Annotated in this window: 19 protein-coding genes and 3 pseudogenes; 8 read left to right on the top strand and 14 right to left on the bottom strand. The window is 56.8% G+C overall.

Going from position 1 to position 19,678, the window contains the following annotated elements; all coding sequences use genetic code 11:
• Positions 1 to 152: 152 nt before the first annotated feature.
• Both QEP12_RS11100 and QEP12_RS11095 read right to left on the bottom strand, forming a co-directional pair.
• Positions 153 to 1,124: an SLAC1 anion channel family protein gene (locus QEP12_RS11100; protein ID WP_284214291.1), complete on the bottom strand. Its 972-nt coding sequence runs from the start codon at positions 1,122 to 1,124 to the stop codon at positions 153 to 155.
• Positions 1,121 to 2,545: a dihydrolipoyl dehydrogenase gene (locus QEP12_RS11095; RefSeq protein ID WP_284214290.1), complete on the bottom strand. Its 1,425-nt coding sequence runs from the start codon at positions 2,543 to 2,545 to the stop codon at positions 1,121 to 1,123. Before QEP12_RS11095 ends, QEP12_RS11100 begins: the two co-directional genes overlap by 4 nt.
• 266 nt (positions 2,546 to 2,811) lie before the next feature.
• On the opposite strand from QEP12_RS11095, the gene QEP12_RS11090 reads away from it, so the two are divergent.
• The 4 genes from QEP12_RS11090 to QEP12_RS11075 all read left to right on the top strand — a co-directional run bounded on the left by QEP12_RS11090 (position 2,812) and on the right by QEP12_RS11075 (position 5,833).
• Positions 2,812 to 3,156, top strand: a complete 345-nt coding sequence (locus tag QEP12_RS11090) for an ArsR/SmtB family transcription factor (protein ID WP_219162543.1) — start codon at positions 2,812 to 2,814, stop codon at positions 3,154 to 3,156.
• A 349-nt stretch (positions 3,157 to 3,505) separates the two neighbouring features.
• Positions 3,506 to 4,222: a TlpA disulfide reductase family protein gene (locus QEP12_RS11085; RefSeq protein ID WP_284214288.1), complete on the top strand. Its 717-nt coding sequence runs from the start codon at positions 3,506 to 3,508 to the stop codon at positions 4,220 to 4,222.
• A gap of 28 nt (positions 4,223 to 4,250) precedes the next feature.
• Positions 4,251 to 4,973 carry a class I SAM-dependent methyltransferase gene (locus tag QEP12_RS11080; protein WP_284214287.1) on the top strand — a complete coding sequence of 241 codons (723 nt, stop codon included), beginning with the start codon at positions 4,251 to 4,253 and terminating at the stop codon, positions 4,971 to 4,973.
• The gene (locus QEP12_RS11075; protein ID WP_257469080.1) at positions 4,970 to 5,833 is read left to right on the top strand and encodes an alpha/beta hydrolase; all 864 of its coding nucleotides are present in this window, start codon (positions 4,970 to 4,972) and stop codon (positions 5,831 to 5,833) included. The genes QEP12_RS11080 and QEP12_RS11075 overlap by 4 nt, the downstream gene beginning before the upstream one ends.
• Before the next feature lie 255 nt (positions 5,834 to 6,088).
• Here the strand turns inward: QEP12_RS11075 and QEP12_RS11070 are convergent.
• Positions 6,089 to 6,213: pseudogene (locus QEP12_RS11070) on the bottom strand (IS5/IS1182 family transposase); the annotation flags it as partial.
• A 41-nt stretch (positions 6,214 to 6,254) separates the two neighbouring features.
• On the opposite strand from QEP12_RS11070, the pseudogene QEP12_RS11065 reads away from it, so the two are divergent.
• Positions 6,255 to 6,518, top strand: a pseudogene (locus QEP12_RS11065) (integrase core domain-containing protein); the annotation flags it as partial.
• A 100-nt stretch (positions 6,519 to 6,618) separates the two neighbouring features.
• On the opposite strand, the gene QEP12_RS11060 reads toward QEP12_RS11065, so the two are convergent.
• The 9 genes from QEP12_RS11060 to QEP12_RS11020 form a co-directional block, all read right to left on the bottom strand.
• Positions 6,619 to 7,176 carry a recombinase family protein gene (locus QEP12_RS11060; RefSeq protein ID WP_284214286.1) on the bottom strand — a complete coding sequence of 186 codons (558 nt, stop codon included), beginning with the start codon at positions 7,174 to 7,176 and terminating at the stop codon, positions 6,619 to 6,621.
• 130 nt (positions 7,177 to 7,306) lie between these two features.
• Positions 7,307 to 8,794 (bottom strand): efflux transporter outer membrane subunit, encoded by a 1,488-nt coding sequence (locus QEP12_RS11055; RefSeq protein WP_284214285.1) that lies wholly within the window; start codon positions 8,792 to 8,794, stop codon positions 7,307 to 7,309.
• Entirely contained in the window at positions 8,781 to 9,254 is a 474-nt protein-coding gene (locus QEP12_RS11050; protein WP_003056106.1) for a cytochrome c, read from the bottom strand. Before QEP12_RS11050 ends, QEP12_RS11055 begins: the two co-directional genes overlap by 14 nt.
• Before the next feature lie 28 nt (positions 9,255 to 9,282).
• The gene (locus QEP12_RS11045; RefSeq protein ID WP_003056107.1) at positions 9,283 to 9,993 is read right to left on the bottom strand and encodes an ABC transporter ATP-binding protein; all 711 of its coding nucleotides are present in this window, start codon (positions 9,991 to 9,993) and stop codon (positions 9,283 to 9,285) included.
• Between the two features lies 1 nt (position 9,994).
• Positions 9,995 to 11,200: an ABC transporter permease gene (locus QEP12_RS11040; protein ID WP_284214284.1), complete on the bottom strand. Its 1,206-nt coding sequence runs from the start codon at positions 11,198 to 11,200 to the stop codon at positions 9,995 to 9,997.
• Complete coding sequence (locus tag QEP12_RS11035; RefSeq protein WP_284214283.1) at positions 11,197 to 12,348, bottom strand: efflux RND transporter periplasmic adaptor subunit; 1,152 nt, start codon at positions 12,346 to 12,348, stop codon at positions 11,197 to 11,199. Before QEP12_RS11035 ends, QEP12_RS11040 begins: the two co-directional genes overlap by 4 nt.
• The gene (locus QEP12_RS11030) at positions 12,345 to 12,953 is read right to left on the bottom strand and encodes a TetR/AcrR family transcriptional regulator (protein ID WP_004393990.1); all 609 of its coding nucleotides are present in this window, start codon (positions 12,951 to 12,953) and stop codon (positions 12,345 to 12,347) included. Before QEP12_RS11030 ends, QEP12_RS11035 begins: the two co-directional genes overlap by 4 nt.
• Before the next feature lie 289 nt (positions 12,954 to 13,242).
• Positions 13,243 to 13,704 (bottom strand): OsmC family protein, encoded by a 462-nt coding sequence (locus QEP12_RS11025; RefSeq protein WP_284214282.1) that lies wholly within the window; start codon positions 13,702 to 13,704, stop codon positions 13,243 to 13,245.
• 40 nt (positions 13,705 to 13,744) lie between these two features.
• Positions 13,745 to 14,605 (bottom strand): MBL fold metallo-hydrolase, encoded by an 861-nt coding sequence (locus QEP12_RS11020; RefSeq protein WP_284214281.1) that lies wholly within the window; start codon positions 14,603 to 14,605, stop codon positions 13,745 to 13,747.
• Between the two features lie 95 nt (positions 14,606 to 14,700).
• Here QEP12_RS11020 and QEP12_RS11015 point away from each other — a divergent pair, with 95 nt between their 5' ends.
• Positions 14,701 to 15,030, top strand: a complete 330-nt coding sequence (locus QEP12_RS11015) for an ArsR/SmtB family transcription factor (RefSeq protein ID WP_174864204.1) — start codon at positions 14,701 to 14,703, stop codon at positions 15,028 to 15,030.
• 297 nt (positions 15,031 to 15,327) lie between these two features.
• Here the strand turns inward: QEP12_RS11015 and QEP12_RS11010 are convergent, their stop codons facing one another.
• Together QEP12_RS11010 and QEP12_RS11005 are read right to left on the bottom strand one after the other, a co-directional pair.
• The gene (locus QEP12_RS11010; protein ID WP_284214280.1) at positions 15,328 to 15,699 is read right to left on the bottom strand and encodes a DUF5368 domain-containing protein; all 372 of its coding nucleotides are present in this window, start codon (positions 15,697 to 15,699) and stop codon (positions 15,328 to 15,330) included.
• A gap of 12 nt (positions 15,700 to 15,711) precedes the next feature.
• Entirely contained in the window at positions 15,712 to 17,049 is a 1,338-nt protein-coding gene (locus QEP12_RS11005; RefSeq protein WP_284214279.1) for an NAD(P)/FAD-dependent oxidoreductase, read from the bottom strand.
• Between the two features lie 662 nt (positions 17,050 to 17,711).
• Between QEP12_RS11005 and cydD the strand changes: the two genes are divergently transcribed.
• Positions 17,712 to 19,406, top strand: coding sequence for a thiol reductant ABC exporter subunit CydD (gene cydD, locus QEP12_RS11000; RefSeq protein ID WP_284214278.1), 1,695 nt, complete (start codon positions 17,712 to 17,714; stop codon positions 19,404 to 19,406).
• Positions 19,403 to 19,678, top strand: a pseudogene (locus tag QEP12_RS10995) (ABC transporter ATP-binding protein); the annotation flags it as partial. The gene cydD and the pseudogene QEP12_RS10995, both read left to right, overlap by 4 nt.

Here is a 19,678-nt window from a genome sequence, read left to right as displayed (position 1 = left end):
GGTGGCATGTATCGCGCAGCAATGCCGATATGCGCAGCCTTGAATGGCGAAACCCTGTGGTTTCAGTGCTGTGTAGGGGGCGCGTTGGAGCACCGAAAATTTACTGCTCTATGCATTTCAGTTTCCATCAATTCAAACGTATTCGTCAGTATTCACTCAGGCGCAAACACTTTTCCTTGAACTGAAGCCAATACGGTCTTGAAGCTAATCAACCCCACTGCAGAACTCACAACTGCTAAAAGTATCCAGCCTAGTCCGGTATAGAAGGCTTGGTGACTGCGAGCGCCCATCTCAAAGGTGGCAATCGTCAGAGCGGCAAGTGGAAACGTGTAAGCCCAAGCAGAGATGAAAAATGGCAGCCGAAAAAAGCTGATCGCTCGGCTGGAAAGCAGCAGGGTCAGAAACAGGGCCGTGAAGTACAGCACACGGGCAAAGCCATCAAGCCGGTCAATGAGTCCAACATAAGCCAGAAATCCGACAGCAGGTGGTGCAATCAGGATGAATAGTGTGGGAGTGAGGCGCGCAGGCAGGGGCTCGTGGAAGAACAGCCGGTACAGCACAATGGTCATCAGCACCAACCAAAATACCAACCCTATGCTAAAGAAGAACCAGCTGACATCTAATGGTGCAAACCGTACTCCTGCAATCGGGACGATGATATTACCGACCACCGGAATGAACCATGCTGGGTTGGCATGCTGGATGGTGTAGTGTGGCTGGTGGATCCAACTGCCCATCACCGCCAGCGTGAAGGCCAGGTGAAGGGCAGCAGCGAAGCCCCACATCCAGAACGCAGCAGCCGGTGCGTCCTGCGCCCAGGCAATCGACAGCAGCAGTAGGCCAATCGACATAGCCGGGAAGAAATTCATCCGCACCGAGTGGGCCCAGTCCACCTTCACCGCCTGGGTATGTCGCAGGAGCTTGGCGCCGTACAGGGCCAGCAGGAACGCATACAGCCCGCTGGCCATCCAGCGCAGCACCCAGGCCACCTCCAGCGGAGCGCCAGCGACATGGTGGGCCTTGGTCCAGGCAATAGCGAGGCCGGCCATGCCCATCACGGAGGCAAACAAAGCCACAGGGACATGTGCAAGTCGCTCGTGTGGGGTGTTGGCAGACGGGTTCATGCGCTCTCCTCCAGGGCCAGGCCCAGGGGATAGGGTCCGCGGATGGGCAGTTGGGACACGATGTCCTGCAACGCGGTCTGCAGCATTTCTTCGATGACGGGGTGGTAGAAGGGCAGCTGCAGCAGCTGCGCCGCAGTTTCGCCGCGCTGGATGGACCAAGCTAACAGGTGGGCCAAGTGCTCGCCCCCAACGGCGACCATAGAGGCGCCCAACAGACGACCATCGCTGGCATCAGCGTACACGCGCAGCATGCTGTCAGTAGCTCCCATGATGCGTGCTCGGCCGTTTTTATCGCCGCCAGCAGTGCCAATCACCACCCCTTTGAGTGGCAGCGCATCGAAGCGGGTTCCCACGCTGGCAATATCGGGATTGGAGAACGCTATGCCCAGCGAGACCTTGCGCGCAAAGCGAGTTGGGGTGTCGCGTGCGGCGTTGTAGCCGGCGATGGCGCCTTCATCGGATGCTTCGTGCATCAGGGGGCGGTCGGCATTAGCATCGCCCGCAATGAAAACTGGCAGCTCGCCAACCTGCATCGTGGCCGGGTCAAAACGTGGGGTGCCGCGTGCGTCCAGCGGAAAGCCTGCATCCTGCAGGTTCAGACCATCGGTGTTAGGCCGACGACCCAGTGCTGCCAGCAGCAGATCTACCTCAGCTTCGCGGTCGCCTGCGCGCAAGCGAACACCCGTCTCGGTCCGCTCCAAGTGGGTTTCCACGCCCAGCCACAGATCCATTTCGCGGCCAAATCGAGCACTGGCGCGCTCGCCTAGTACCGGGTCGCTGATGCCACCGACCTGTGGGGCTAGGTCAGCACCGATCACCTGAACGCCCAACCGGGATAGCGCCAGACCCATCTCGAGTCCAATGGCACCCAGCCCCAAGATGCCAATGCGGGCTGGCAGAGTAGCTAGCTCAAACAAGGCATCGGTGGTGACGGTGCGGTCCTGCACCGGTGCCAACCAGGCTGGCACCACAGGACGGGAGCCTGTGGCAATGATCACCTTTTTAGCCCGGATGTGTTGCACGCCCGTGGGAGTATTCACCTCCAGCAAGGTAGGTTCCAGAAAGCGGGCCGAGCCTTCGATCAAGTGTTCTCCGGCTGCCGTGCGGGCCTTGCCGGTGGCGTTGTTGCTGAAAGAATCCCGCTGCTCACGCAGCCACGCCCAGGTGACCGACAGGTCAATCGAAAGGCCCTCAGTCCCCCGTACCCCAATTTGTGACAGCGCCTTGCGGGTGGCCCACTCTGCACCCGCATGTAGCGCGACTTTGGACGGCATGCAGCCAACCCTCGCGCAAGTGGTTCCAAGAGGGCCGGGATCAATCATCACAAAGCTGCGGCCGACGCGGCGCACTTCACGCAGCGCATACAAGCCGGCACTGCCTGCACCCAGAATGGCAATATCGATGAGGATTTCGGGGGGCATTTGGGCTCCAATGGCTAAAAGTAGGTTGGCTTCATGAGTCGATCGCTCAGGAGTGATTCCCCGCATGGGTAATCAGCAGCGTCTGGAAGTTCTTTTCTGGCAAGCGCCTTTTCAGTCATGCCAAGCTAAAAGACGGACTCACAGTTAATTATTACTTAACTAATTGATTAATTAGTTGATTGATCATATGATTAATTTATGACGAATGCAAACCATGCCAACCCTAGCTCTATTGAATCGTTTCAAGGTCAGCAGGATACTTGGCAATGAAAAATTTCCCTCCCGAGGCGTTGGAGGCCGTAGCCGCCTACTTCCAGACGCTGGCAGAGCCCACACGCTTGCAAATCCTCAATTTTCTGCGTCAGGGTGAGCGAAACGTTGGAGAGTTAGCGCAGCTGTGCGGATGTACGGCTGCCAACGTCTCACGCCACCTGGCCCTGTTGACCAAGCAGGGGATCGTGGAGCGTGAAGGACGAGGGACGAGTGTGTACTACCTCATTGCAGATGCGTCCATTTACACGCTGTGTGACTTGGTCTGCGACAACATTGCTCGGCAGTTGGAGCGCGATGTTGAGCGCCAGCAGGCGTTTGCTCGGCCAGCTCCTACATAACTCGGCAATTAGCGAGGCGATGGCCAATCCGTGCCTTTTCATTTTTAGATCCTGCGAAAGGATTTGTACATGACTGCTTCCTTGTTGTCCATCGAGCTCTTCGACCTCGATTCATCCATCTATAAGCAGGCAGTCTGGTCGCGGCCTTGCTGTAGCCCATCTTGTCAGTCCGCCGTCCAGCGCGTTGGGTTCAGCCTTCCTCCATCCTCACTTTTTTTGTCGATCTGAGACAACCTTGTATTCACTCTCTCTCGGACCGTTGGCACTGCCGGTGGCTCCTTTGCTTTTGATCACAGCCGTATGGTTGAGCGCTTGGGTCGCTGCCCGTTGGGCCCTTCATCGTTCGGGAGTGCCTTCCAGCGAGCGTCCGGGCGATGAACTCATCCACGCCGCTTGGTGGGGCTTGCTGTGGGCGCGCCTCGTTCATGTCGGCCTTCACGCCGATCTGTACCAGGTACAACCGCTTGCCATCCTTGATGTGCGTGATGGTGGCTGGCACTCATTGAGTGGTTGGGCTGCCGGGTTGGCTTGGTTGGCTTGGAAAACCTGGCGCCGCCCCTTTTGGCGGCAAGCCATGGGCGTAGGAGTTGCCGCCGGCACGCTAGTATGGGGTGGGGTCACCTGGGGCCTGAGTGCGTATTCCACGCTCCCCACGCTACCTGATATTCCTGTATACAGCGAGGTCGATGGCACTGTGAAGTCCTTGTCGACCCTGGGGCAAGGGCAGTTGCGGGTGATCAATCTCTGGGCCTCCTGGTGTGGGCCATGCCGCCAAGAAATGCCTATCTTTGCTGACCTGCAACGCGACGAGACCGATGTGCAATTTCTCTTCATCAATCAAGGCGAGTCGGTGAAAGACGTTCGCTCCTACCTGCAAAGCAGCAAGTTGTCTTTACAAGACATCTGGCTCGATTCCTCCTCGGAGTTGGGGCCTGCTGTTGGGGTGGCCGGCTTGCCCGCAACTTTGTTCGTCAATGCCAGCGGGAAGATTGTCGAACTCCATTTCGGTGTACTGAGCGGACCGTCCCTAAAAGCCCGCCTACGTGCGCTGCGCGAGACCCCTTAAACCTGTTTCTCCTCTTGCCCTTTCTGTCATGCCTGCCTCTGTCACTTTGCCCTTGATCCGCCACGAACTTCAAGTCCTGTCCGAACTGGTACCACTGGAGGGGCAGCGCATTATCGAGCTTGGGTGTGGCAATGCCCGTCTGGCCCGCCAACTTTTACAGGTGTATCCCACGAGCTATGTGACAGGTTTAGAAGTGGATGCACGTCAGCACGCCAAGAACCTCGCTGACCCGCGTGAGCACCTTAGTTTTGTGGCTGCTGGTGCGCAAGATGTCCCGTTCCCTGACGCGTCCTTTGATCTTGCACTGATGCTGAAGTCTCTGCACCATGTACCTCTGCACCTGATGGATCAGGCTTTGGGCGAGGTCGCGCGGGTACTGCGTCCAGGCGGGCACCTTTATGTGTCCGAGCCCGTATACGACGGCCCACTCAACGAGATCGTGCGCCTGTTCAATGACGAGGGTGAGGTGCGTGCCGCCGCACAGGCCGCTGTAGATCGGGCCCTGGCCCAAGGCCCCTGGCAGCAACTTGCCGAGCGTCGATTTGACATGCCGGTGCATTACGCCGATTTCAACGAGTTCGAGCAGCGCATGATGCGGCCCACTTTCGCCGACCATGCCTTGACCGATGAACTGATCCAATGCGTCTCCGTCGCCTTTGCGCCTCACTGTGGCCCCCAGGGTGCGGATTTCGTGCGCCCCATGCATGTGCGCCTTCTGCGCCGAATGGACTGCGCTGGGGTGACATCTTGAATCTGCTCCAAGCCTTGGCGCACCGCACCTTGCTGTGGGGGCTGCGTGCAGCTCACCAGACTCACCCAGTGATGCCCGAGGGATTAGCATTGCCGAGGCAGCAGATTCGCCCGGTCTGGATTAAAGGTGAGGGAGGCAGCCAGTTGTTTGGCTGGTTCATTACTCAGCCTGAGTATCTGGGCTTGCCCACGCCAGGAGCCGTACTTATGCACGGTTGGGGCGCCCACGCCGGCCTGATGCTCCCTGCTGTTCCGTGGTTACACGAAGCCGGCCTGGCCCTGCTGGTGCTCGATGCCCGTGGTCATGGCCTGAGCAGTGCGGTGGACTTCCAGTCACTGCCACGCTTCGCACAAGACGTGGAGGCTGGTCTGGCCTGGCTACGGCAGCAGCCGGAGGTCGACGCTTCGCGCTTGGCCCTCATCGGGCACTCGGTGGGGGCGGGGGCTGTGTTGCTGTCGGCTACACGCCAGCCCGATGTGCGCGCTGTCATCAGCCTGAGTGCCTTCGCCCATCCAGCCGAGGTAATGCAACGCTGGTTGGCGCAGATGCGCATTCCCACACGTTGGCTTGGTAGCTGGATCCTGTCTCATGTGCAGGAAATGATTGGCGCGCGATTCGATGACATCGCACCGCTGCGCAGCGCAGGTGCCGTGTCGTGTCCCATCCTGTTCGTGCATGGAAAGGATGACAAGACTGTCCCCTTCACTGACGCTTTACGTTTGGCCGAGGCCAGCGGCCTTGGTGAGACAGCCTGCTTGGAAGTGCCGGGTGGTCACGATCTGACCGAAGGTCTGGGACCGGATCACGTTCAGCGTATGGTGGTTTTTTTGCGTTCATCACTGAGCCTGACACCCAAGTGAAAGTCTCAATGAGAGCGAATTTTGAGGCAACTCCACTGACCCTATCGTACAAAAGTACACACAGTTAGGAAAGATCGGTCGGAAGCGGCCAGTCTCCATGCGTTGTCTTCTGATCGCTTTGCGCCGCCGCATAAAGTTCATTCGTTAGTGCCACGCTTTTTTTTGATTTTAGGTGGGGGCGTTAGTTCGGCTTCTTGAGGAGCACTCGTTGGACTAGCCGAAGCGGCGCTGGCTGTATTGCCTTCGATACCGATCATTGAGGGCAGCCTCATCGCTCACACCAAGCTTGCGTGCGCTGCCTTTGGCTGATGGTGTAAATGCTGGAGTTGTTTCTACAGCTCTTTGCTAACTGGTTGTCTTGCCATGAGGGCACGAAGCATAAATGCTTCTTGCAGCACTCAAAGCGAGGTGGCGTTACCGGCTATTAGTAGATTGGAGAATGCGCCCATCCGTGAGCCGCAAAGGCAATTGTTGGGACAACTCTCCCATCGAAAGTTTCTGGGGTAGATTGAAGACAGCTTGTGTACACGGCCAGCGCTTCGCTACCCGGTAGCAAGCTAGGCAGACCATCATGAACTGGATGGCCTTCTACAATTACCGCGGACTGCATTCAAGCTTGGGCTATCTCAGCCGTATGCAATACGAGCAACGCTGGTACGAGGTACAGCGTAAAAAGGCCGCGTAAGCAAGGTGCTAAGAGCTCCACAAAACAGGGGCAGCATCATCTGGCAGTGTCAGCAGACTTTCGCGCTCGGTGGCGGACAGGATTGAGCGGCGTGGCATGGTCAGTCTTCCCGCAGGTACTGGTACAAGGTTTCGCGGCTGATGCCGAAGTCACGGGCCACCAAGGTTTTCTGGTCGCCTGCCGCAACTCGCCGTTTCAACTCGGCAATTTGTTCGCTGTTCAGCGATTTCTTTCGTCCCCGGTAGGCCCCGCGCTGCTTAGCCAGCACGATTCCCTCGCGCTGACGTTCGCGGATCAGAGCGCGCTCGAACTCCGCAAAAGCCCCCATGACCGACAGCATCAGGTTGGCCATCGGTGAGTCATCGCCGGTGAACGCCAGCCCTTCTTTAACAAACTCCATGCGCACGCCTCGTTGTGTCAGCCCCTGAACGATGCGGCGCAGGTCATCAAGGTTGCGTGCCAGCCTGTCCATGCTGTGCACCACCACGGTATCACCCTCGCGGACGAAGGCCAGCAGCCTTTCAAGTTCGGGACGTTGTGTGTCCTTGCCTGAAGCCTTATCGGTGAATACCTTGCCGACTTCTATTTGTTCCAGTTGTCGATCAGGATTCTGGTCGAAGCTGCTGACGCGGACGTAGCCGATACGTTGACCTTGCAAGATGCCTCCAAAGGTGAAAGTGTCAGGATGAAATCTATTACCCTTGGCAGCTTGTGTCAATAAATGCAAACTGTAATTCTATTCTGACGTAGTTTGCGCCCAGCATCTGACATCAGGTTAGGGTATAGCCTTAACTGACACCACCTCCCAGGGCCTGATATAAAGCAACACTATCGACTAGGCGTTGTGCCTGGGCCGCAACCATATTGATCCGGATTGACTGTGCCTGTTGCTGCGCGATGAGCAGTTGCAGGTAGCTGGCCGCGCCCAGCCGGTATTGCCGCTCGACCGACTGCAATGAGGCCTGTGCAGCCATATCAGCGGCAGCGAGGGCAGTCAAAGTTTGTGCATCGCTTTCCACCGCGCGCAGGGTGTCGGCGACGTTACGCAAAGACTCCAATACGACGCTCTGGTAATTGGCTGCGGCGGCATCAAAAGCGGCAAGCGCCGCTCTTTTTTCAGCGGGTAGCCCTGGATTAAAAAGAGGCTGGGTGAGCTGCGCAACCAGGCCCCACACTGCCGAGCCACCACCGAACAGGGCACCGGTGGTCAGCGCTTGAGAGCCAAGGTTGGCGCTCAGGTTGATCTGTGGGTAGAGCTTGGCGACAGCCACACCATAGTCTGCATTGGCCGCATGCAACAGCGCCTCTGACGCCTGGATATCCGGTCGGCGGCGCACCAGTTCTGAGGGCACGACGAGCGGCATCTCGACGGGCAGAGTGAAATCGGCCAGAGTGAAAGCCGGGATGCCACCCGTGCCTGGGGCACGACCGGCTAGCACCGCCAGTAGATGTTCGGTTTGTTGCAGTTGTTTACGCAGCGCAGGCAGTTCTGCCCGCGTTTGCTCCGCCTGAGCTTGTAGGCTCAACGCTTCATCAGGTGAGGCCTGACCGATACGCACGCGTTCATGGGCTAGGCGCAGTTGCTCATCCTGCACGCGCAAAATGGCAGTAGTGGCTTCTAGTTGCGCGGCGAGGCGTGCTCGGGTAATGGCAGCGGTTGCCATGTTGCCGGCAAGGGCCAGGCGCGCAGCATTCAGTTCGAAGCGACGGTAGTCGGCGCGAGCAGCCAAGGCTTCGAGTGCGCGCCGGTTGCCGCCAGCCAGATCGAGGTTGTAATGCACGCCAACGCTGGCGTTGTAGAGGCTGAATTGACGTGCGTCTCCGCTCAACCCTTGGCTACTGGGACTCATTTGCTGGCGCTGAGATCCCAGTGCGACATCTACCTGTGGATATTGCGTCGAGCCCGCCTGTGCGGCAAGAAGCTCCTGCGCCTGTCGCAAATTGGCGCTGATGCTCGCCAGCGTCGGGCTGACATGGAAAGCTTCGTTGATCAGTCCGTCGAGTGTGGATGAACCCAAGCTTTGCCACCATTGCGTTTCGATCGGAAGCCCTTCGACTAGACGTTGTGTTTCGCCGAACTGCGTGGGAGCGGACGCGGTTCTATCAGCCACCGGTGTTGCAGTGTAGCGAGCCACATCGGGTGCGGTGGGACGCTGAAAATCAGGGCCGGCGGCGCAGCCGGCCAGACCGGCGGTGACCAGACCAGCTACCAGGTAAGTTGCCGCAAGCCGTCTTTCGAGGCTGATGGGGCGCTGGCATGTTTTAGCGTGCTCCATAAAAATGCTCCACGAAAGGTTTACGGAAAGCTTGGTGGCAGCCCAAGCAGCTTTCCTGCACGTGGGCGAATGATTGGATCACCGCCTTGCCGTCGCTGCTCGCAGCAGCCAGCTTCATGGCCAGCGCCGCCTCGTGAGTCTGCGCGTCAAAGTTTCTGAACTTGGTCGCATCAGCGCCGAGGTAAGCAAGGATGCGCATTTTTTCAGTAAGCGGTGGCTCGGGGTGTGCAGCAACTTTTGGGGCGAGCTGAACGACCTGAACCCATTCCTCCTGCGAAATCGCACCGGTAATAGCCTGCATGTTGCGCCCGAGTTCCTGCATGATCTTGCGTAGCGCCAGTGGCTCAACCTGGGTAGCGTCACCAGCCCAAGCTGGCAACTGAAAACCCCATAAAAGCAGGCAGGCCGTAACGGTCAGGGTGATAGTTCCAAATGCGTGGCTGTGTTTGCGGTGGGTCATGAAATTCTCCTGTAATTCAATCGTTCTCTCATTCGAACTCCCGCCCTTCGCCAGCTTCCTCATGGGTCACGCCGTCGCGGATGTGGTAGATGCGCTTGAATGTGGGGATGATCTTTTCGTCATGGGTGACGACGATGATGGCGGTCTCGAACTTCCGGGCCATGTCGTTGAGGATGCGGATTACAGCCATGGCGCGCTCGGAATCCAGCGGCGCAGTGGGTTCATCGGCCAGGATCACCGGCGGACGATTGACCAGTCCGCGCGCAATGGCGACCCGTTGCTGCTCGCCACCGGAGAGTTGCGAGGGCATGGCGCGAGCCCGGTGTTGCACATCGAGCGCGGTGAGCAGTTCCAGTGCCTTCGCGCGCGACTCCCCATTCGCGACGCCTGCGAGCATCGGCAGTAGCGCCACGTTGTCGGTGACATCGAGAAACGGAATCAGGTATGGTGCCTGGAAAACGAAACCGATCTTGTCGCGCCGCAAGGCGCGCAAGTCGCGGACTTTCCAGCCATCGTCGTAGATCACTTCATCGCCCAGCGTCATGCGACCGGCGGTCGGATCAATCACCGCGCCCAGACATTTGAGCAGCGTGCTCTTGCCGGACCCGGAAGGGCCAATCAGGCCCACCACCTCGCCGGGTGCCACCTGCATGTCCACGCCTTTCAAGGCATTGACCGCGGTATCGCCCTCGCCATAACGTTTTCTCAAACCTTCGATGCGAATGCCTTTGCCACTCATCTCAACCTCCAATGGCTTCGGCCGGGTCGACCTTGAGTGCCATGCGAATGGCGACGATGCTGGCTAGAACGCAGATCACGAGCACGGCGAAAAAACCGGCGACGGAGTCGAACGGCATCAGCAGTACGTACTTGGGAAACAGGGGCGCTGAGAAAGTGGCTGTGATCTTGCCGACCACGAAACCAATCACGCCCAGGGCGAGCGCCTGCTGCATGATCATCGCGGCGATGGTTCGGTTGCGTGTGCCGATGAGCTTCAACACCGCGATCTCGCGGATTTTGTCCATCGTCAGCGAATAGATGATGAAGGCAACGATGGCCGCGCTAACGATGGCCAGAATCACCAAGAACATGCCGATCTGCTTGGCCGACGTAGCGATCAACTTGCCGACGAGGATGTCTTCCATCTGTGCCCGTGTGTAGACCGTCAAACGTTTCCAGCGCCGGATGGATTCGGCAACCTCGTCCGGCGCATGACCAGGTTTCAGAGTGACCAGCACTGCATTGACGAACGCGTTGGTGCTCTGTGAAGCAATCACGGCATCCAGCAAACCAGTAACACCGGGTCGATTGAAGGCCGGGTTGGCTTCGGTGCGACGCCGGCTTTGCCAAATGGCGTCGTTGTCCTTGAGGAACTGAGCCTCTTGGGCATCCTTGAGCGGAATGAATACCATCGGGTCGCCGCTGGACGACACCATGCGCCGTGTCAGCCCCACGACGGTGTAATGATTTCGGCGAATGGCAAGACGATCTCCCAGTTTGAAGCCGGTGGCGATGTCGGCCACCGCCTCGTAGTGACCGCGCGTGATCTGGCGTCCAGCGACGAGATAAGGAGGCCATCCGGGTGTAGCCCCCAACGCACCGGGCGCGATGCCGACCACCATGGTGCGTACATCACTCTCGCCCTTGCGTACCTGCATGGTCAGGTAGGTCACGTTCGCTGCCTGTGAGACTCCCGGCATGGCGAGAATGGCGCGATACACGTCATCGTTGAGGCTGGACGACTCCGCATAAGGACCCAGAGTATCCTTTTGCACCACCCAAAGGTCAGCGCCACTGTTGTCGAGCAACGCCTTGCCGTCGTCCACCATGCCTCGGTACACCCCAGCCATGACCAGGGTGACGCCGATCAGCAGACCCAGACCGATGCCGGTGAAGACGAATTTTCCCCAGGCATGGAGAATGTCGCGGCCGGCCAGGCTGATCATCGTGACACTCCTGGGATATGGTCGACCACATGGATGCGGCTGCGCGCCGTCAGTGCCTTTTCGCTATAGGTCACAACCTGGTCCCCATTCTTGAGCCCTTCGCGCACCTGCACGTAACCATTGAGGTCGGAAGTGCCGAGCTTGACCGGGGAGAAATGCAGATCACCATCCACGATTTGCCAGACACCAACTTTGTCGCCCTCACGCTGGACGGCAGCGTTGGGGATCAGTGGAGCGGCCGGGAGCGCCGGCAAGTCAACCGTGACTTCGGCCAGTTCACCCACTGGTGGCAAAGGTTCTGGTTTGTTATCGAATGTCACCTTGGCAAGCGTTTCCTCGGTTACCGCGTCGGCCTTGGGTTCCACCCGCAGCACGCGACCTTTCAAGGTCTGGCCACCACGCGAACGCAGGACGATATGAGCCGGCAGCCCCCCAGCCAGCCCCGATGCGCTGATCTGGTCGAAGCGCACATTGATCCACAAACTCTTGGGGTCGATCACTTCCACCACGGCCTGGCCCGCGACGATGGTCGTGCCGGGATCGGCATCGCGCACGGCGACTACACCGTCGACCGGCGCGATCAGGCGCAGATTGCTCCGCTGCGCGACGAGTCCTTCGCGGTCGGAGCGTGCCCGGGCAATATCTTCCCGAGCGGCGGATAGGGCGGCATCGGCGATCTGCAGTTCCTGCCGCTTGGTGGTGACGATTTCCTCGCTGGTCGAGCGCACCGCAAACAATTGCTCATAGCGGCGCGCCTGGGTTTGCGCGTAGGCTTGCCGGGCTTCTGCCTCGCGCAAAGCCGCTTCCGCCCGCTTGAATACCGACTCCTGTGAGCGCACCCGATCATCAAGGTCGACCGGCTCCATCTCGCCGAGCACCTGTCCGGCCTTGACCTGGTCGCCTACATGCACCTCCAGGCGTTTGACGCGCCCGGCAAACGTCGGCCCGATCTTGTAGGTGTAGCGCGCCTCCACCGTGCCGATGCCGAACAGCGCCGGTGTGATAGCCCGTGATTCCACGCTTGCCACCGTCACAGCGACCGGGGCGAGCGGCCCTGATCGCAGACCGACATAAATAAAAAGCACCAGCAAAGGAATGATGACGGCAAGCAGCGCCAGGGTGCGGCCTTGCAAGGGTAACTTTTTCATTGCGCACTCCTTATGCCACGTCGATAAATTGCAAAGACGCGCGGCGCATCGCGGTGCATACGTCCCACATCACCCGCCAACAGCGATTGCATGACCAAGCCCTGGATCGTGCCAATGAACAGCGTTGCCGCCGCCTCGTTGTCAAGCGAGGGAGACAACTCGCCGCTGGCCTTGCCTTTCTCGATGAGACGATGCAAACGTTCGCCGTAGCGCTGAATCAAGGTTTGCACCATGCGCTTGGCCGGTGTCGATTCGGCACGCTGAAGCTCACCAAACATCATTCTTGGCACGCCTGGGTGCTCAGCTACGAATTCGATATGACTCATGAACATCGCCTCCATGGCTGCCAAGGGCGACTCGATTCCTTGTGCGGATCGATCGATTCTGGCTAATAGGCGCTCTGCTACCCACTCCATGACCGCCTGCCAAATGGCTTCCTTGTTCGGGAAGTGCCGAAACAGCGCACCCTGGGTCAAGTTCATGTGTTTAGCGATAGCCGCAGTGGTTATCTCGCTTGGGTTTTGTGAACCGGCAAGCGCCACGACGGACTCGACAGTTACGGCACGACGTTCATCGGCCGGCAGATGCTTTGGATGGGTGTCCACGAGCACTCCTTGTAAGATAGTAATTGATTACTAATTTACCACAAGAGGCAACTCAAACAAGAGAAAACCCGATGTACTCGTCAATATCTAGCGTCTGCAATGGGCTTAACGTGCTTTATTTTCCGTTTTCTGAGACGTCCCCTATTGCGCCCCTCGCCATCACCGGGCACAAGCACCTTGGAACATGGTGCGATGCGGTGAGTTTCACTTTGCAGAAAGGTATTCGGCGCAGTGCCGTACTTGTAGCCTTCCTCAGAAAACTGCTGGTCCCAGAAGTTCATAGCTTTATTCATGCAGCAGAGCCGCCGTGCAGCACGCTGCCATCCACGTCCAGTACCGTGACTTGGATGGGAAAGCCCTGCCCTACGCTTTGCGTAACGGTGCAATAGCCCTCAAAGCTTTGCAGCACCCGGTCCAGGTGCTCCAACTGCCCACTTGGTACTCCCAACTGCAGCGTGGCCTGCATGCCCAACACGCGCATGCGGTTTTCAGCATTACGCCCCACATCAGCAGTGACTGTGCAGCGCAGAGGGTCTGGGTTTTGCTTGAACTTGCGCAGCGCAAACAGCAGCGAGTCGCTCAAGCAGTTACCCACGGCCGCACACAATAAATGCATGGGCGAGGGGCCTGCGGACTGGCCCAGCGGCGGGGGCTCATCGCCCAGCAGGCTGGGCACAGGAGCGCCAAAGTTGATTTGGAACTGGTAGTCACGCTGCTGGTTCAAAGTCACAGTGATGGGGCCGTTGCTCATGGAAACTCTTTGAAATGAATGGATTGACTGAAAAGAAATCTCACAGCGTGTTCAGTGGAATTTTGAGGTACCTGACGCCATTCGCCTCAGGTGGAGGCAACTCCCCCGCACGGATATTGACTTGCACAGAAGGCAGGATAAGTACCGGCATTGCGAGCGTTGCATCACGCTGGGTGCGCATCGCCACGAATTCCTCTTCACTCACCCCATCATGGACATGGATGTTGCGCATGCGCTGGTCTGCGACCGTGCACTCCCATTGGACATCTCGACCTTCGGGCGGGTAGTCATGGCACATAAACAGCCTAGTGGACTGAGGCAGGCTCAGTAGTTTGCGAATCGACTGGTAAAGTATGTGTGCATTGCCTCCGGGGAAGTCGCAGCGTGCCGTACCCACATCAGGCATGAAAAGCGTATCGCCGACAAAGACCGCGTCACCAACTTGGTAGGCCATGCATGCCGGGGTATGTCCAGGCACCGCGAGGGCTTGGGCTTGAAGCTGGCCGATGGCAAACTGCTCACCGTCCAAAAAGAGATGGTCGAACTGGCAGCCGTCAGTAGAGAACTCTGGCTCCAGATGGAAGATGCCTTTGAAAACGTTCTGCACCTGTGTGATGTTGCCCCCAATAGCGATCTTTCCGCCCAAATGCTTGCGTAAGTAGGGGGCTGCCGAGAGGTGATCGGCGTGGGCATGGGTTTCCAAAATCCAGTCCACTGCTAGGCGCTGCTCGCGCACGAAGGCGATGAGCTGATCAGCCGAGGTGGTGCAGGTGCGACCGGACTTAGGGTCGTAGTCAAGCACTGAGTCCACCAAGGCACAGTGCCCGCCTGGTGCATCAAACACAACGTAGGACACTGTCCAAGTAACGGGATCAAAAAAGCCTTTAACTTGTGCTTGCATGGCGAAGTCCTTAACAGCTTATATTGCAACAATGTATTTATTTATAATATATCAATTCATATAAAGTTGATGGTCATGCGTAAGCGAGGCTTTTGATGCAGCAAGTCCAAGAACTTCCAGTTGATTTCGTTCAGATGCGCAGTGCGGCAGGCCGTGCTTGCCGTTTGATGAAGGTGTTGTCTAACCCTGATCGCCTGCTGCTACTGTGCGAGTTAAGCAAAGGTGAAAGATGTGTGGGCGAGCTTGAAACTCTTGTGGGTGTGATGCAGCCGACACTGTCACAGCAGTTGACAGTCCTGCGTGAAGAAGGTGTGGTGGCTACTCGCAAAGAGGGTAAACACGTTTACTACCGTATTGATAGCGAATCCGCGATGGCTGTGATGCACGTGTTGTATGAGCAGTTTTGCCAAGAAAAAAGCTCCTAGGACATGTATTGCAAATCCAAAGAGCCTTTTTGAGTTCTTACAGTGAGCTAGTCTGATGCAACGGTCCAGAAGTTACGATACCCCAGCTTTGCTCAACTCAAATTGATTAAACCTAAATTAAATTTACACCTCCATGCATTACTGGGCATTGGCCGTTTGAGCTTTGATTGTTCTGTTCCATTTTTTCTCCTTTAAGATAATTAATAGTATCAGGCTTGAAATCTTGCTTGAATGCAAATGAGGAAAAGTAAAAAAACTTGTTTTTCCAGATTTATATAACCTGAAATACATTTCAATTTATATTTTTACAGTCTGTGGTTTAGTTTTTGAAATCTTACCTAGCCACCCAATTACGGTGTAGAGCAAAACCATTGATCCAATAAGACCAGTTCCAAAAACTGCTGCAATCAAAAACCAATCGGCAGGGCCACCTGCATCGGTAAATCCTGAAGAAGAAACTTTGGCCATAATAACTAAAGCTATTGCACCACCTAAAGGACTCAATACTTGGGCAGTGACTAGACGCTTATGAATCAAGCCATGTTCTTTCAGAAGAAGAGTAAAAAAGGCTACAGTCCCTAAAACTATGACAGAAATAAGAATCCACAAAAGTGGCCCCATCATTTCTTGCAAAACTGATACTAATGTCATCAGATCTAACTCTTTCATACTCTACTCCTATTAAGCTTTACCGCGAAGCATGCTGATGTAAGTGGGCTTTAATCCCATTGTCTTCATAACCCAGCTAATCCAGAGTTCTTCCAATGGTGCAATCACTCCAGGGAAAGACGGAGTCAGATTGTTCTGATAATCGAACTCAATCAGCATTGCTTGCCCAAGTTTGGTAATCATTGGGCACGATGTATAGCCGTTGTAAACAGCATCCGAAGGTTTGCCCGTGATATCTGCAACCATATGATCAATTGCAACTGGTGCTTGCCATTTGACACTGGCTGCAGTTTTTCCTTTGGGTACTCCTGCAATATCACCAACCCCAAAAACATTCGGATAGCGCAAGTGTCTAAGCGTTCCTTTGTCTACCTCCATCCAACCTTCTTTTGCCCATGGGCCAGACTGCCACGGCAATGGACTATTTCGAACAGATTCGGGTGCTTTCATGGGTGGTACCACATGAATAAAGTCCCAGTTTTGCTCTTCCAGTCCGTCTGGAGTCGTGAAAGTAGCGACCCGCTTTCCTGGATCAATTGCTGTCAGGATGCGGTTGTAATGGGTTTTTATGTCTCTTTGTTGAAAGAGCATCCGAGCTTTCTCAGAGACAATTGGCACACTAAATAGCACCCCGTTGTTTGAGAAATATTCGATTTCAGTCTTGCTTCGAGTGCCCGCACGAACCACGCGGTCTTCGCTAATAAATGTGTACTTCAGCGGAGCTCCAGAGCACTTCATCTCTGTGTTAGGGCGGGTAAAAACACCACGACCTCCGGATTCGGAGAAGCCAGACAGTAGCTGCCAAGTTGCGCTTGCTGCTTCCGGACCGTTATAGATGCTCCCGATTCCATGCTTGCCGATCAAACTTGCATCCATGCCCTGAATTTGCTCGTAATCGAGCTCTAGTCCTGTGGCAACAAACAAAAAGTCGTAGGGCACTACTTGACCCGACCCCGTAACAACCTTGTTTGATTCAGGATCAATTTCTTGTACTTTTTCCTGAACCCACTTAACACCAGCCGGTATGTAGCTAGCAGTTTGACTCACGACATAGTCAGCAGTCTTAATTCCTGCACCAATCAACGTAAAGCCTGGTTGGTAATAGTGCTGCGTACGATTGTCAATTATTGTTATTTGCACTCCGTCTAATTGCTGCGCTAGGCGTGATGCTAGGCTCAAGCCAGCAGCTCCTGCTCCTGCGATAACAATTTTTGCGCTGCTTTTAACCTTGCTAGGTGCAGCAATTGCCTGAGGTAGTGCCGCGGTTGTCACAAGGCCAGCAGCGCCCAGCTGCAAAAATTGGCGACGCGCTAGAGCAAGTCCAGCCTCTTTTGGGTTAGTTTTGGACACTACACTTACCTCCGTGAAAAAATATTTTTACATAATATATAAAAATATATATCATTGTGTAAACAGTTTTCCTATCAATCATTGAGAGAAAAACTAACACATAGAGGTGATGAGCGTACTAGGGTAGACGTTATGAGTTGAACTGATGCTTTTGTGATGACGCTAACTTTTCGCGGTCAAGGTGATGCTAGGACTGGCGTCATCTGTAAGTCTTTCTGTGGGACAACAACTTTGCTCAAAAGCTCTGAGTTGGTTCAACGTGGGCAAAGAACTTTTTTGGTCGATGCTCTAGCTGGCTTGGTAAGTGCCCGAAGCCTTGAGAGCACTATGACAAAACAGCAAACTGAAGAAAACATACACAAAGGAAAAATATGAGCAAAGCTCCCACTGTTTTCAGTAACTACCACCCAAGCTATTGGCTAGCAGCATTAGGTGCTGGTGGGCTCTCAGTATCGTTTTTCATGTACTTAATGTGGATGATTCCTCATCATGGATACCCGATGCCTACTTGGGAGCATCTGAAACATGCATGGGAAACAACTACCGCATCAGGGATGCCGATGGCGCCAATCATCCTGATTGGCACCTAGTGCCTGATTACATGTATCTCGCATCAGCATCGTCCGTAGGCAAAGCTCACGGTATTTTCCTAATTAATAAGAATGCATAGGTTTGACACATCTTCAGCTGCACGTGTTGTCTCGCCACAGCAGCTGCCGCGCAGAGTTCAACCTGGCAGCGTATGGCTGGTATTGGCGTCGCTGCTGTGGCTGCCTCAAGCCGCAGTGATTGCCTGGGCGGTTCAATGCTTTGCGCAAGATCAGGCGCTGCAGTATCTGGGTGTGCAGGTGCTGGCGCTGGCCGCGCTGGGTGTGGCCCGTGCGTGGTGTGAAAGCCGCGGAATCCGCGTGACCTATGTGCATGCGCGTCGCCAGGTCAGCCAGTTGCGGCAGCATGTGATGCAGGCCGTGGTGCAAACCTCTCCGCTGGATCGTCAGCGCGCAGCGTCGGGCTGGGTGGCCAGTGCGCTGGCAGAGCAGGCCGAAGCCATCGTGCCTTGGCTGTCGCGCTACCAGCCCGCCATGTGGCGCGTGATGCTGGTCGCTCCCCTGATTGTGATTGCCGTGGCCAGCCAGTCGTGGCTGGCAGCGCTGATTTTGCTGTGTGCTGCACCGCTGATTCCCCTGTTCATGGCGATTGTGGGCTGGCGTGCCAAAGCCGCCAGCGATGCGCAGATGGTGGAGCTGGGGCAGATGAATGCGTTTTTGCTGGATCGCCTGCGCGGTCTGCCAACCTTACGGGCTTTGCATGCGGTTTCCCACATGGCGCAGCGTTTGCAGGTGCATGCCGAGTCTTTGCGTGAACGCACCATGCGGGTGCTGCGGATTGCCTTTTTATCGTCGGCGATACTGGAGCTGTTCTCTGCACTGGGCGTGGCCATGGTGGCCATGTACATCGGCTTTCATCTGCTGGGCAATCTGCCATTTGGTGCCTGGGGCGAAAAACTCAGCATCGGTCAGGCCATGTGGGTGCTGATGCTGGCACCGAGTTTTTTTGACCCTTTGCGCGAGTTGTCGGCCGTATGGCATGACCGTGCTGCGGGGCAGGCTGCACAGCAGGCACTGCAGACTTTGGCGCAGGCGCAGGGGCGTGTGCCGCTGCCTGCGGCGCTGGCTACTGCACCGGTGAAGACCAATCCTGGCGCACTGGCGCTGCAGGCATGCAACCTGCAGGTGCAGGTGGATGCGGGCGCCCCCCTGCTGCCTGCGGTGAACATGCAGATTGCCGCGGGCGAGCATGTGGCAATCTGGGCGCCCAGTGGTGCTGGTAAATCTGTGCTGCTGGCGCAGCTGGCGGGGCTGTTGCCTGTGCCTTCAGGGCAGTTGCTGGTGGATGGGCTGCCAGTGGATGCTGCGCTCTGGCCGCAGTTGCGTGCGCGTATGGCATGGATGGGGCAGCAATCCCACGTATTTGCAGGCAGTGTGGAGTTGAATGTGGCGCTAGGCCGTACGGGTGTGCAGCGCGATGACATTGCACAGGCGCTGCAGCAGGCGGGCCTGGGCCAGACCTTTGCCCAGCGGGACAGCCGCAGTCTGGGCGAAGGTGGGCAAGGGCTCTCAGGTGGGGAAGCCGTGCGCCTGGCGCTGGCCCGCATGGCCGTGCAGCAGCATGCCGGGTTGTGGCTGGTGGATGAACCTACTGCGCACCTCGACCCTACGACGGCCAGGCAGGTCATGCACAGTTTGCGTGCCATGGCTGCAGGCAAGACGCTTGTGGTGGCCACGCACGATCCAGCGCTGGCCACGTTGATGGACCGCACCATTTACCTGGGTGCCGAGCAGGAGGTGCTGCCATGAAGGCGCGCACAGGTCTGCTGGACATGGCCCGCATGCTGGCGGGCATGACCCCCCGCCGCTGGTGGTGGGGCGGAGCGCTGATGGCCGCGCTGACGGTGCTGATGGGCATGGCGCTGCTAGGTTTATCGGGCTGGTTCATTGCAGCCACCGCCATTGCAGGCTTGGTGCCAGCCACGGCGTTGGTGTTTGATGTGTTCATGCCTTCGGCGGGCATTCGCTTGTTGGCCATGGGGCGCACGGCTTCGCGCTACGGCGAGCGGGTAGTGACGCAT

The organism is Comamonas jiangduensis, from assembly GCF_030162955.1.
Lineage (GTDB): Bacteria > Pseudomonadota > Gammaproteobacteria > Burkholderiales > Burkholderiaceae_C > Comamonas > Comamonas jiangduensis.
This window is presented reverse-complemented; position numbering and strand designations above follow the sequence as displayed.